Here is a 12,854-nt window from a genome sequence, read left to right on the forward strand (position 1 = left end):
CAAAATAAACTCATCGTCGCCCATGTGCTCGCTCACTGTGATTTTTTCAAAAACAACGCTCGCTTTGGTGTAACCAATCGCAATATGGTCGAGAGCATGTCTGCTACAGCGGATCGTATTCATCAATATGAAATGGATCATGGCACGGAGGCGGTCGAGAAGTTTATCGATGCGATCCTTGCCATTCAAGAGCATGTCGATCCGACGCTCATTAAGCCATATCAATTGGATAAGAAACGTTATATCGAAATGGTGCAAAAGGACAGCGAGCGCTCGGAGTGGAATATCCCTTCTTCCTCTTATGATGATTTGTGGAATCTGGACCCGGATCGGACAGCTTTGCCGCATCAGCCGCTCAATCACAGGCCGCTGACGCCAAGCGATTTCCGCCACGGCCAGAAAAAGATCTCATCTGGTTTATTGAGGAATACTCCCCTACTCTGGAGGATTGGCAGCGCGACATTCTATCTATGCTTCGCGATGAGATGCTCTATTTCTGGCCGCAAATCGAGACCAAGATAATGAACGAAGGCTGGGCCTCCTACTGGCATCAGCGAATCATACGCGAGCTTGATCTAACTAGCGATGAAACGATTGAGTTCGCTAAGCTAAACTCCTCTGTCGTGCAGCCTTCCCGGCACACCTTAAATCCCTATTATTTGGGCTTGAAAATATTCGAGGATATCGAACGCCGTTTCAATAATCCAACGAAGGAAGAACAAGCACGCTTCGGACGCGTCCCCGGCAAGGGCAGAGAAAAAATGTTCGAGGTACGCGAGCTCGATTCAGATATTTCGTTCATCCGCAACTATCTAACGAAGGATCTGGTTAATGATCTTGATTTGTACATTTTCGAGAAAAAAGGCCCTGAGTGGAAAATTACCGATAAGTCGTGGGAGAAAATTCGCGATCAGCTAGTTTATTCAAAAGTAAACGGTGGTTTCCCTAGTTTGATGGTTAAGGATGGGGATTTTAATCGTGTGGGTGAGCTTTATCTTATTCATGAGTATGAAGGGATGGAGCTCAATCTGAAGTATGTGGAGCGTACGCTGCCTCATGTCGTTCAGCTTTGGGGGAAAAACGTTCACCTGGAGACGTTTGTTGAGGATAAGAAGATTGTGTTCAGCTGTGATGGGAAGAAGACGAGTCGGAAGTTTGTTTAATTTATACGGATATTGTTTCTTAACTCAGCATTAAAGAGCTATCATGTATAATGCTAATACAAAAAACCCGATCTCATTCGATCGGGTTTTCTATTTTTCGGACAGAGGGGGCGAAGGGGATCGGATTCCTGTCCGAAGATAACGCAACATAGGTTTCTACGGGTGTAGTCACAGTTTTGATGTCACCCTAGTATCGCTCCGAACCGGCTATAATTTGGGTCAGATAATAGAAATTTCTCTATTATAGGAAAGCTATCTTCAATATGTTAAAGCATTTAGGCTTGAATAAGAACATCTGAAGATATACTCTCGTCTGCTAAATATTACAGCTGCTTGCACCTATGGCTTATCTGAATAAACAAAGCCTACCTTTATCAACTAAATAGTCGAATGCTATTTCGGACGTTGCTAAACCGTAAAAACAACATACACAGTTCCTGCCCTCACGAACCGATGTGCACAATCGCCGTCACAAAGAGGAAGAGGAATACAGCCATGGATGCGTTAATGACTTCGAACAGCGCAAGTGGCTTAGACATTTTAGTCGGTGATTTTGGAAAGATACCCGCTAAGTCGATAATGTACACGATAAAGTATGAAACAGCGATGATTTGTGTGATTAAAATGGCATTTGGATGTGATATCAACAAGAGATAGCACGCGATAAACGACGTAATTCCAAGCAAGATAAGAAACAGATTAAACCCCCAAAATACACCTCCCTTTAATTTTGAGAAATCTCTATTCTCAATCGGTCCTCCCGGAACCAATATCGCCAATAATGTTACATTTAAAAACACTAGTAAACTTGCCATGATCATAATATCCTGCATCGTTATCTCTTCCTCTCATTTGTTAGTGTCTCAAGATTAACAGGAAGGATAAAACATGTATTGTAAAAAATCAGCATCTATGATCAGGTATTTATTACTTCTGACCATGCCATACATAACTAAGGGTTAATTCATGCGGCAGTTTCTCTAACTCTTTGACGGTTTTGCCTGCAAATCTTTTGGATGTTTTGATGAGGTGGGACTGATCATAGTAACGATACTGCATATCCTTTCTCAATCCTTCATCCTCAACATGTTTTCTGAACTTCACAATATCTCCAAAGGCCTTTGGGGTCAGTCCGATCTGTTTTTTGAAGAAACGCTCCAACGTACTTACTGAAATACCAAAAAATTTTGCCATACTCACAATGTTCAAGTTTTCATATTCTCGTTCTACATAAGTAAGCATTTTTTCTATGCGGTCGTATCCTTCTTATTCAACGCCATTTTATGCAGCAAATAATGATTGATTGTTATGATATGTTGCTCCACATCTCTAGATTTCATCATCATTCGGTATAGTTCATCTAGATCAGGGTCCACATCGATGGCTTGAACGATTCGCTCTGCCAATTCGAGGCTGGGCACATGAAACAATTGTATAAACCCTAATGGAGTTAATGAAATCCCGATTTGATACAGCTGTTGTCCGTATCGAACATATTTCACGCTTTTCATTTGACCAATCACAACCGTATTGGGGATCACCATTTCCTGATCTTCTCCCACCTGCCTATAGGCAGACCCATAATTGAAAATGATATTGATATACCCCAGTGGCATAATTATATCTTCTCTGTTGTCATCAGAGAGAAAGTCGAAGTCTACGACCCAAATATAGCCCACTATCTTATGTAAGGCATTTATTGGTTCAAAAGTTCGAATCATCGTATGCATCTCCTTCTAAAAAACTGGTGATTATCCACTTTTTGTCCACGTTTCCCTTGAACTCGAATTCCATAGGTCATTTCAAGGGGAAAAAACATGTCTCGATAAAACCCGCTATTAATTTTCTAGTTTATTGTAAACACAATATCAACAACCAAACAGATTTTCAATTCTCAATAAATTTGATGTCTACAATTCTGAGTGTAACAAAAGTCCTAACCGTATGAGGCCGGGCTTTCCCATGGTGGAGGTGATGGCCTTGTTCATATCTCCATCTTACTTGCTCACGATGTCTATCCCCCGCTGACGATATTAGAGGTTGGATATAAACTCCGTGCTCTCTACGCTTCGCTCCAGTCCGCGCGGACTTAACCCAGGGTTCGCCCCCTCGAGACTCCACTCAACGCAAAAAGGACACCTCTGAGGTGTCCTTTTTCATGTTGGTAGAGGCGAACCGTGGCTGTGCAAAACCACAATTCGCCGTCGAGTGAACAGTCCTCCTAGAAAGCCCCATTCCCTTGTTGGAAGACAGGCTCGATGGTTCCGTCAGGAAGTTCGCCATCAACATCAAGATTTGCGCAGCCGATCATAAAGTCAACATGCGTAAGACTTACATTAACGCCCCGCTCCAGAAGTTCTTCGCTGGATGGTTTCGTCCTTCCTTCCATATTAACAGGATAAGCACTTCCTAGCGCCAAATGACAGGAAGCATTCTCGTCAATGCCGGTATTGTAAAGTACTCTGTTCAATTGGAGATCGGGGAATCATGCGGTACTAAAGCCACCTCACCGAGATAGGATGCACCTTCATCAGTATCCGGCAATCTATTTCTTAGCCACAACGGCATCATCACACTTTAGGAGTATAGAGTTTGTTTGGAGGGGAATAAAGAAAATCTTGACTACCTCCTGGTAAGGCCGTTAATTATTTTTCTCTTTTGTATTCTCTAAGTTTACCTATCCAGGCTTTTTCTACTTCTTCAATTATTATCAGATGTTTATTCTTTATATTTGTACGTCTTGAATTTAATAAGAAGTAAGTGTTAAGAAGGAAAAAAAATAATAAAAAACAAAGAAAAAATGAAGAGTATGATTCTGAACTCGTTTTAAAACTATGGATAATTTGAACAATCGACTCTTTATAACCTTCGTAATCTTGCTCTTTATTACTATTTGCAAAAACAAGGAGGCTCGCATTAATTGATATAAAGATTGTAAATGAAGCTAGTATTAATGGCACTATAAACTTACTAATAAGATCAACGTATGTTGTAGTGCAAGACCTCCTTCATAAGTTTTTAATTTTAACTTAGTAATTCTAAATTTCTCAAAGGATGACTCAGCCAAGCTCATATAAGCTTTATATAATCTCAGTGTTTCGTCTACTTTCCCTAAATTCAACTTATCCATTACTTCCTTGATTGGTGCATTAATCTTACTAATTTCATGCAAGTGTTGAATTATTACCACTATTATAAAAATGATGATAGAAACAGCAAAAATTTGATTATTTGTTGATATAGACATTTCTCAACTTCCTCTCATTGAATTAATATTATATATCGGAGAAAATGAGTTAAGTATTATTGTAATTCCTGAAAGTATACTTTTAAAAGATAAAAAACTTGAAGCAAGATTGGTATTTAGTTGAGATATTTTTTGATTACAAAAAACAAAGTGATGGTAAAAATAGTATGTTATGAATGATTCATGTTATATAACTTCTGTTACAAATGCTTTTGCATGAAAAGTATCATTAACTTCATTCAACAGCGTCTTTCTAGGAATTTTACATCCAGAGATGCTCAACTGTTAAAATTGAACAGGACATTTAACCATTTTAGAAAGCATGCTTTTTGATACACATAAAAAAGACACAATAAAGCGTTTCAAAAACTATATATTTGATTTTTGGTACGTTTCATTTACTTATCACACATTTTGATACGGTATAATCATCGAAATCTTGATTAGTAATTGGTCTTTACATACCCTGTAGCCAGATGCTCTAAAAAATGATGTACATCACCATTTTTAAAATCAATTTGAACAATGATGCCCAGGATCTTCTTTTGCTCATGATTATTACATCAATTAAAAAATCATACTCTATCATATGAACGGAACCATTATGTTTTATAAAATAAGTTCGGTTTTCTGATTCCTTTTCCTCAAAAAATCTTTTTAATGTGGCTGCACTACTTATCCATTAATCCCTCCAGCTTATTCTTGAATAATTTCATATTGAGCATAGCACTAACATTTCTATATATAGTCAGCAATTAGTTTGCAAAAAGTATGATTCTCAAACTATATTTGTCTGCATTAGAGCAGGCTTTGGTGTCCTGCTCATTTTATTAAACTAACGGGCAGGTTAGTGTAATTACTTCTCGAATACCTTAGGTATTCGGAAATTATTAGTATCAATCTCTAATCATTTACTCGGTGGTGTCATCTGTGGGAATGAATTTTACTGCGTATATGTCACATAACCTTAAAAAAACTGAAATAATAGAGTTATGCAATGATTTAAATGAAAACAGTTCTCGATTTCCATTAATTCGTGAGTTTATTGATACACTTTTACCATTCAATCCAAAGGATAATGTGAGGAAGTGGCGTACAAGTTTTGATAGTGCAGACGGAACAAATAGCTTGGCAGGTCCCTGTGGAATATCACTTACATTATCAGAGAAAGTATGTTATTTTCATCATTATTTTAGATGGAAAGGATTTTTAGTAGATAATGAGATACAACAGTTGCTGAGGAATGTTAGCTATGGATTTATGAGGACTTTTAACGCTTCATTTGTTATTTATGTCCCAGATAATGCTGCAAAAGAATCCGCAATTATGGATTTCATCAAGGAAGATGAGAATAAGGATATTAATTATATAAGAGAATGGCTATTAGAGAATTGTGGGTTACCAAAGAATAATATCAACGATATTTATAAAGAGTATGAAGATTACTGGGATTCAGAAGGATATTATATAGATTATTTTAATGAAGATGAGGAGCCTCATAAAAGTTCAGACTTGATTTCATAAAATAACGATTTCAAAATGGAATCTATCGTTCCACTAACGGGGAATGATAGTTCAATGATAGCAGCGGCTTTCTAGGACTTTATTTCTCGTCCATGGCTGCCGTCGTATTCGCGAACCATACTGTCTATTAGTGTGTATTGATATCCACTCATGTACAATGAAAAGTAAGTTTTTCAATTCTATTAAATGTGCTTATCTACTAGTAATACCGCACAAACAAATCTATCAATTTTATATATACTATATTATTCCCCATATAGGAGATGATATAGTGAAAATTAAAACATCAGCTAAGAGAGTAGTAAAGACCAGCGCGATGAAGAAAAAATTGAATACTCAGTTAAAAAAGCAAGTTCGGGTGAAAAACACCACTTCGGGTACTGTTAGAAGCACAGGTGTTCTCAAAAAAAATCCGAGTACAACATTTGCCCATACCGAAGTCATGAATCGGAGATCTTCACCGATAACCGCAACCGTTATGGTCTTTAATTGGGATACCAATTCACCAGTAAGAATTGGTAACAACACCGTTACCATACCAGCCAATTCCCTTCGATTTTTCAATACAAATCTCGCTGGTGTCAACGATCACTATGAAGTAGTTGTCATCCTTTCAGCTACTTCAAATGTTATTGTTAACCATTTCGGAGTAGCTGGGGATGTACCGCAAGATGGTAACATCGTTCTGGATCGTGACTTTATTTCAATTACGTTATAACATGTTATAAAAAAGCGCCCATAATTGGGCGCTTTTTTATTGCACAGTATTATCTATTTGTCTTTGTAAATGCCTATAAGTGCTTATATATCAACGTTTATGGATACATCAGCATAGGACCATACCGTTCATCTCAATTGTTGAACTAACGGGCAGGCTAACGTGGAAATATCTTGAATACATTTTAATGGAGAAATCTCAATAAATTAGAGGAACATAATGGGGACAGATATTCATTGTTTTGTAGAAGAGAAAGTGTATCGATATGAAGGCGTAAACCGAATGAGCAAATGGATATTGGTTGATAAATGGACAAATAGCAGTTATGCGATTCTTTAACTTTCACCAAGCAAATCAGTTTACAACAAGGTATCCTATGACGCGAGGAGTGAATACGAATTGGGTTGCCTTGTTCAAAGCTCCATTCGTACCTACCAGGAATCCAACCGTCTCCAAATTTAATTTCGATGTAACTGCCTGCATACACAGGCTCACGGCCGACGAAATGTCGAAGTCCTCCCTCGCCGCTATGACCAAGTATAATCGATCCCTCGATTACCCCCTCTTTCTTTGATTGTGGTATCATCGGATCTTTTTCCCCAACCCATCTTTTCACTTTAAGTTCATAGCTTGGAACGGGCTCCAACCAGTCCGCATCTGAGTAATACAATCCAGTATGATTACCAAATTGGTATTGGTTTGGTGTAAATAGAATCCTAATTTCATTGAATGGTGGTACGCGTACTATCTCTTTCCCAACATCCGGATAGCGACGCTCTATCAGACCAGACCAAACTTCGGATATAAACGAATCGTTATCTTTGAGTTCATATAGTGGCAGTGTATCCATAAAGTCAGATCGTCTTTTTCCTGCCGCCTTGGCATCTTCTTCTTTTTGCCTTGCTCCTGCGTACGGATTGAGCAGATAAAGCCCAAAGTGATAAAGGTGTATATCAATTTCGTTATTAATGAGCTTGTCTACGAGGATCTTCAGGACTTTTAGGCGATCACTTTTCGTATTTGTGGAGATGAGCAGAAAATTCACGTTCATCAAGTTTTGAAAGAAAGTCGCAGGATACTGGTACACGTATTGTTGGCCATTAATACCCTTACCCCTTATTCAGATAATCAAAGGCCAAACCGCACCGGCTTTACCATCCATTCCTCTTTCCATAATCCTCTGTACTTTCGTTCTCTCTCCTGAGCTGCTTCGTAGTCGTACCATGAATAACCAAAACCTTGAATAATACGGTTATTACAGCTGCATTCGCAAATTTGGTTTAAAGACCCCTTTGCCTTCCGAAAATCCTTTATATATAACTTAGGCATCATATTACCACAGCGTGCTCATTCAAATGTCATTCCCCGTTTTGTTATTACCGCCTTCCTGTTCTGCGATGGCGGTGCTAAACATTCCTCAAGCGTTATCATTTCCATCCCAACACCACCTATTTCTTAGTTGCACCTATAATCAATCATGTCTCTACACAAGTTTCTTTTCCGCAAATAGGGCAATACCTAACAGCTGGCTCACTGATATCAATCAGGTGATCAGTATCTAAAATTTCAAATGACGCTTTGCAATTTGTGCAATCGAAGTTCACATTCAATCCCCCTCATGTATTTGGATATTCATTCAACTTTGTCTCATAAATCGTTCACACTTATTGTCCTATCCTTTTATATAAGGCTAGTATCATTCAGGAACAAACATCCAATCACTCAATTCTATCAATACATACTCTACATGGTAGTCAAAAACAGGGAGGTGAAGTGAATAATGCACAATAACCTTGGTACGATTCTGGTGCTTTTCATTCTATTAGTAATCATCGCTTGTAGCTGCAACGTCTTCCGCCACCATGACAATTACTAATCCCATAGACGTAAACTGTGTACGCTAACTTTTACAATTCACTAAGACTTAAGGAGGTAAATTGAATAATGCACAATAACCTTGGTACGATTCTGGTGCTTTTCATTCTATTAGTGATTATTGCTTGTAGTTGTGGCGTCCTCGGCCGCAACGAGAAAAGAGAAGATAGACGAGAAGATAGAAAAGATGAAAGAAGAGTTGAAGGCATCAATACAGGCTGCAACTACTGAGAGTATTAATTTTGAAGTTCGATCAACTTTCACCTTTTTACAAAAATAAAATACGATCTATTCAGAAGGCCCATTCTATGGGTCTTTTGAGTTCTAATAATTCATATCAAAATCTTCAATATTCAATTTGATCACTAATCACCGCAGAACAAACGTCCAACCCCAAAGTGTCATCCACACAAATCTGCATTGCTTTTTAAATATTGGGAGGCGAGTGTTTGATGGGTGAAATTATTGATGGTTCTACTATGCTTATTATCCTGGTATTGTTCACTTTGTTGGTGATTATTGCTTTCATTTCAGTAATCAGACGGTGTTTAAATCCAAATCTTTCAAATACAATTCACACTTTCCTAAACTGAGTATTCATCACCCATTACTAAATTAAAATCCTGGGTAGGGAATAATAAAAGTTTTCCATTCATACAGTACTCTTAAAGATTACTGTTTTGAGGGAGGATTCCGCCATTGTTTGATCAGTCATTTGTCGCTCGTTCTCTAGAAGAAGTTAGGTTTTGGTCTATTTCTATGCCATCTTCGAAACGATCGAAAATAAATCTAATGCCTTTACCTTTGGAACAGATCCCGCTGTAATTAAAAGATTTAATGAAGAAGTGCATACTGCAGTCTAATATATTTGGGCTTTCAAAAGAAAAGTACTTGGTTTAATACTGACGTGTCAACTTCCGGGTGCAAACAACTTCCCATTGTTGGTCGATCATGTAAGCAGAGAAGCGAATTATTTCAGAAATCGGTTGTCAGAATTAAATTCTGGTCGGTTAGAGCCGCTGCCTGATGCAATAATTGACGAGAATGTTTTCTTTTTAAGAATCATGGCTGATCACGCCAAGTTCATCAGTCATTTACTTGATCCTTCCGAACGGAAGCTAGTGGAACAAGCAAATAATTTTAGTCAAGAATTTGATACCTTACTATTTCAAGCAAAGGACTTGGAATCTATGCGTCCTCAATCGCAATCGGTTCCGTTACTTGACCAATTTCTTGATCAAAACAAGGTGTCGGGTAAATCGCTTCGTGATTTTAAAAGGACTGCTCGTGACCTCATTGAAGCCTGTCGAATAAAAAGTATTATTCATCCGTTATTGGCGGATCATGTATTCAGAGAAGCAGAACATTTCCTCGTTATAATCGATATGTTTGAAAACAGTCTGACAGGTAAACCTGCTTAATCTTTGAATTGTAGAATTATTTCCATTATGTATTTTTCCCCATGTCCAGTCGGTAATAGTTAAATGAAAAAAACTATGCAATAAGGTTACTAATACCTGATTGGATATGGATAACCAGAATACTACTTTCACACCTCATATGTTCATCTAAAATATTCTGAGTTGACCTTTGCTTATTTGCAAAGCATTTATTGCGTGTGGAGAATAAGCTGAGTATCCGTTATCTGCGTTCTCCGGCCAAACGATATAGATTCGATCACCAACAGCAGGACATTTAACAACGCCTTCTCTCCATCGATTGTCTGTTTTGTGGTTCTACGATCTCTCCTGTTGCATTGGCCAAATCATCTCCCCATGTTCTTCCGTATTCAGTCTTGTTCTCAGCGATATCCTGTTGTAGATACCTACCATTCAAAAACGTCCTGAGCCATTGCATTTGGTTGGCAGAAATCTTGCAAAGCTTGCTCGATACCTTGCAGACGCTTCAATTCCTCTCGTAACTATTCGTTTTGCTTTGCATTCAGATTAAAATGACTTGTCAGTTCTCGAAGCTTTTGGGTTTGTATTTCTCTTGACTCGCATGCCGATTTTATATCCGCTTTTAATTGTTGATTTTCCGACTGAGTTGCTAGAAGGTCAGCTTCCAGGAATGCTATGACCATCCTGTTTTCTTCAATCTCCTGTTTTGCGTTCATATGAATCCTCCTATGTTCTTTCGTATTCAAAGCTATCCGTCAATTTCTTTAACCTTAAATAACGCTTCAGTCGCAATCATTGACTCGCTATTCAATCTTCGAGTGCTTCTTGCATGATTTTAAACTTCGATTCCATTGCTGCCTTTGCCCCTGCTTTACTTCGGCAGCCAACGCAACATATCCGGTCGAATCGATCCAACGTCCAACTGTCTTCCCATACCAACTCACGACAGTAAGGGCATTCTCCCAAGATACAGCCGCTTGCCATCCGCAGTACCTCAGTACCCTTCATGTCCTTCCGTATTCAATCTATAATATAGTGATATCCAGATCACGATTATATTTTTTGCGGTAATCTTGATAAACCTTCAATACCTCAGACTTTATTTCTTCAGGGTTGTACTTTAGTGCTTGCGGATCTGTAGCTGTCCATAGTACAACATGAAAGTCATAATTTTTTTCTCCATCATCATGTTTATATGGAATTTTCCGACCTACTATATGTTCTTCAGTTAATGTAATTCTTAATGACCATAAATACAGGGATCTCACGACGTTTTGGAGATGGTTTTTTTATTGATGGAAGACACATATATCCAATGCCACCTAAAACTAAAATGACAATAGCCATAAAAATAATTTTACTCAGTTCGTACATATAGATGACCTCCTTGAGTTTACTTGTTTTGAATTTCAGCACCTTTAATTCAAAAAGTGAACATGAGATATTTTATATACGAAAATAGCGAGCAAACCTATATGGTCTACTCGCTATCAATATTTATTTCATGTTATTATTCTATTGTTCAACAATATACGCGCTTAGATATCATTCATTTGTATTAATGTTCAGCTTCAACCATTCGGCTCTTCCGGAATAATAAGCGGCGTAAGATGCGTGTGATATTCAGGCCAATCAGAGTCAAGCGGCGAACCATAATATGGTGGTTCCTCAATTGGAAATGAAACCACAATACTTCGCCTTTATCTTCGTGCCATTCATTTATTGGGCGTGGGATCGTTGCATCCTCAAATTGTTTTAGACGCGTCACTGCTAATTTGTAATTATAAAAGTCTAGTATGTACCAAATTCCCCAATTGTACTCTTGTAATTTTTCAGTGTAGCGAAGCATCCAGTTTGTACTTCTTCTGTTAAGCGTCTCATTAAATCCTCCCATGTATTACTGTATTCAGACTTCGTCAACTTAAATAAGTTTATCACGTTGTAGACGTTCTCTGAATCCATCTTCAATAAGTCTTTTTTGCAGGAGGCTAATACATGTTTCATTTATAGATTTAACACTGTCTATACTTTCAGAAACGACGGGGAAGTATGGTCGAATTCGTCTAGTTGTTGGCGCTTCAGGAACAAGTACTGTAGCTTCAAAATTTCCCCCTCGTAGTGCACTCAGCTATTTTAGCTTTGTTAGCTTCAAAGTTTTCAAACAGGTTTTCCCGTTCTTTTTTTACAGAGTCCGTCTCGTCCCACTTAGCTTCCATTTGCTCCTTGATTTTCATATTGCCCTCCCTTAATTACTTCGATTCATTAAAAACACCTAATGATCACCTTTTTGATTTCAGTACATAAAATATATGACAACCATATTTAAATCCCTCAAGCCCTCCCAAACCTCTGGGAGGCCTTTTTTATTCTATAGGTGTTCATTTCAGGAACAGTTATTGAATAATCGCATATAATTACAATGAACACTCCTTTAACGTCCTCGACCTAGCCAGTCGAGGATTTTTCGATGTATTTCTATATTCATCCAGATACTTCGTCCATCCAACAGATACATAAGTCGCGGTTTTCAAGACTCAGCTCTCTTATACCGCAATTATCGCATCGCTTACAATCGTATTAATTGAGTTACTTAAAAGCAGAATATTTTTTTTCAGTAAGGGAAACTTATAAACGTAAAAAATTTGAACACAAGGAGAATTAGTGAATATGAAAAAAATTTACTCGTTGCTATTTGCCTTTACAATCCTATCATCCGCACTGTGTTTCCCTGCCTTCGCGGAACAATCAAATCAAGTAGATAGGATGACAACAGATAATAATCGTATGAACAGTTATGGAACAAACAACACAACCACTAATCAAATGAATGGCTATGGAGATGGCTATGGAGCAAATAACACGGGTATGAATGCAAACAACTATCGGACAAATGCGACAACAGACGATAGAAGAAATAATTGGGGCTG

Annotated in this window: 13 protein-coding genes and 3 pseudogenes; 7 read left to right on the plus strand and 9 right to left on the minus strand. The window is 38.0% G+C overall.

From position 1 onward, the window contains the following. A pseudogene (locus AC1DOV_RS34045) lies at nucleotides 1-1,163 on the plus strand (SpoVR family protein); the annotation flags it as partial. Between the two features lie 443 nt (nucleotides 1,164-1,606). On the opposite strand, the gene AC1DOV_RS34050 reads toward AC1DOV_RS34045, so the two are convergent. The 5 genes and pseudogenes from AC1DOV_RS34050 to AC1DOV_RS34070 form a co-directional block, all read right to left on the minus strand. Beyond that, nucleotides 1,607-1,978 (minus strand): DUF8051 family protein, encoded by a 372-nt coding sequence (locus tag AC1DOV_RS34050; protein WP_477512960.1) that lies wholly within the window; start codon nucleotides 1,976-1,978, stop codon nucleotides 1,607-1,609. 112 nt (nucleotides 1,979-2,090) lie between these two features. After that, complete coding sequence (locus tag AC1DOV_RS34055) at nucleotides 2,091-2,372, minus strand: hypothetical protein (RefSeq protein WP_477552104.1); 282 nt, start codon at nucleotides 2,370-2,372, stop codon at nucleotides 2,091-2,093. A gap of 38 nt (nucleotides 2,373-2,410) precedes the next feature. Further along, nucleotides 2,411-2,884 carry a DUF6597 domain-containing transcriptional factor gene (locus AC1DOV_RS34060; RefSeq protein WP_477552105.1) on the minus strand — a complete coding sequence of 158 codons (474 nt, stop codon included), beginning with the start codon at nucleotides 2,882-2,884 and terminating at the stop codon, nucleotides 2,411-2,413. A 500-nt stretch (nucleotides 2,885-3,384) separates the two neighbouring features. Continuing rightward, nucleotides 3,385-3,707, minus strand: a pseudogene (locus AC1DOV_RS34065) (aminopeptidase); the annotation flags it as partial. 415 nt (nucleotides 3,708-4,122) lie between these two features. Continuing rightward, on the minus strand, nucleotides 4,123-4,410 hold the full coding sequence (locus tag AC1DOV_RS34070; protein ID WP_477552106.1) for a hypothetical protein: 288 nt from the start codon (nucleotides 4,408-4,410) through the stop codon (nucleotides 4,123-4,125). A 930-nt stretch (nucleotides 4,411-5,340) separates the two neighbouring features. Between AC1DOV_RS34070 and AC1DOV_RS34075 the strand changes: the two genes are divergently transcribed. Both AC1DOV_RS34075 and AC1DOV_RS34080 read left to right on the plus strand, forming a co-directional pair. After that, the gene (locus AC1DOV_RS34075) at nucleotides 5,341-5,934 is read left to right on the plus strand and encodes a hypothetical protein (RefSeq protein ID WP_477512963.1); all 594 of its coding nucleotides are present in this window, start codon (nucleotides 5,341-5,343) and stop codon (nucleotides 5,932-5,934) included. A gap of 271 nt (nucleotides 5,935-6,205) precedes the next feature. Next, nucleotides 6,206-6,652: a hypothetical protein gene (locus AC1DOV_RS34080; protein ID WP_364150309.1), complete on the plus strand. Its 447-nt coding sequence runs from the start codon at nucleotides 6,206-6,208 to the stop codon at nucleotides 6,650-6,652. Nucleotides 6,653-6,836: 184 nt separating this feature from the next. Here the strand turns inward: AC1DOV_RS34080 and AC1DOV_RS34085 are convergent, their stop codons facing one another. Further along, entirely contained in the window at nucleotides 6,837-7,739 is a 903-nt protein-coding gene (locus tag AC1DOV_RS34085) for a hypothetical protein (RefSeq protein WP_477552107.1), read from the minus strand. Nucleotides 7,740-8,432: 693 nt separating this feature from the next. On the opposite strand from AC1DOV_RS34085, the gene yjcZ reads away from it, so the two are divergent. The 3 genes and pseudogenes from yjcZ (at nucleotide 8,433) to AC1DOV_RS34100 (ending at nucleotide 9,948) form a co-directional block, all read left to right on the plus strand. Further along, the gene (yjcZ, locus tag AC1DOV_RS34090; protein WP_477512965.1) at nucleotides 8,433-8,528 is read left to right on the plus strand and encodes a sporulation protein YjcZ; all 96 of its coding nucleotides are present in this window, start codon (nucleotides 8,433-8,435) and stop codon (nucleotides 8,526-8,528) included. A gap of 68 nt (nucleotides 8,529-8,596) precedes the next feature. Then, complete coding sequence (locus AC1DOV_RS34095; protein ID WP_477512966.1) at nucleotides 8,597-8,758, plus strand: hypothetical protein; 162 nt, start codon at nucleotides 8,597-8,599, stop codon at nucleotides 8,756-8,758. Between the two features lie 468 nt (nucleotides 8,759-9,226). Further along, nucleotides 9,227-9,948: pseudogene (locus AC1DOV_RS34100) on the plus strand (DUF2935 domain-containing protein). 500 nt (nucleotides 9,949-10,448) lie between these two features. On the opposite strand, the gene AC1DOV_RS34105 reads toward AC1DOV_RS34100, so the two are convergent. The 3 genes from AC1DOV_RS34105 to AC1DOV_RS34115 form a co-directional block, all read right to left on the minus strand. Then, nucleotides 10,449-10,643, minus strand: coding sequence for a hypothetical protein (locus tag AC1DOV_RS34105; RefSeq protein WP_477552108.1), 195 nt, complete (start codon nucleotides 10,641-10,643; stop codon nucleotides 10,449-10,451). Nucleotides 10,644-11,151: 508 nt separating this feature from the next. After that, a complete protein-coding gene (locus AC1DOV_RS34110; protein WP_477552109.1) occupies nucleotides 11,152-11,301 on the minus strand; it encodes a hypothetical protein in 150 nt (49 codons plus the stop codon). A 725-nt stretch (nucleotides 11,302-12,026) separates the two neighbouring features. Further along, nucleotides 12,027-12,161, minus strand: a complete 135-nt coding sequence (locus AC1DOV_RS34115; RefSeq protein ID WP_477512968.1) for a hypothetical protein — start codon at nucleotides 12,159-12,161, stop codon at nucleotides 12,027-12,029. Between the two features lie 433 nt (nucleotides 12,162-12,594). Between AC1DOV_RS34115 and AC1DOV_RS34120 the strand changes: the two genes are divergently transcribed. After that, nucleotides 12,595-12,854, plus strand: a 260-nt coding sequence (locus AC1DOV_RS34120) for a hypothetical protein (RefSeq protein WP_477512955.1), incomplete at its 3' end; no start/stop codon positions are given.

The sequence above is a fragment of the Paenibacillus sp. 01T47 genome (genome assembly GCF_056398245.1).

Excerpts from the sequence above, each read along its gene's own strand:
- yjcZ (WP_477512965.1), top strand. The coding sequence starts at position 8,433 with ATGCACAATAACCTTGGTACGATTCTGGTGCTTTTCATTCTATTAGTA.
- AC1DOV_RS34060 (WP_477552105.1), bottom strand. The coding sequence starts at position 2,884 with ATGATTCGAACTTTTGAACCAATAAATGCCTTACATAAGATAGTGGGC.
- AC1DOV_RS34105 (WP_477552108.1), bottom strand. The coding sequence starts at position 10,643 with ATGAACGCAAAACAGGAGATTGAAGAAAACAGGATGGTCATAGCATTC.
- AC1DOV_RS34095 (WP_477512966.1), top strand. The coding sequence starts at position 8,597 with ATGCACAATAACCTTGGTACGATTCTGGTGCTTTTCATTCTATTAGTG.
- AC1DOV_RS34110 (WP_477552109.1), bottom strand. The coding sequence starts at position 11,301 with ATGTACGAACTGAGTAAAATTATTTTTATGGCTATTGTCATTTTAGTT.
- AC1DOV_RS34070 (WP_477552106.1), bottom strand. The coding sequence starts at position 4,410 with ATGTCTATATCAACAAATAATCAAATTTTTGCTGTTTCTATCATCATT.
- AC1DOV_RS34115 (WP_477512968.1), bottom strand. The coding sequence starts at position 12,161 with ATGAAAATCAAGGAGCAAATGGAAGCTAAGTGGGACGAGACGGACTCT.
- AC1DOV_RS34050 (WP_477512960.1), bottom strand. The coding sequence starts at position 1,978 with ATGGCAAGTTTACTAGTGTTTTTAAATGTAACATTATTGGCGATATTG.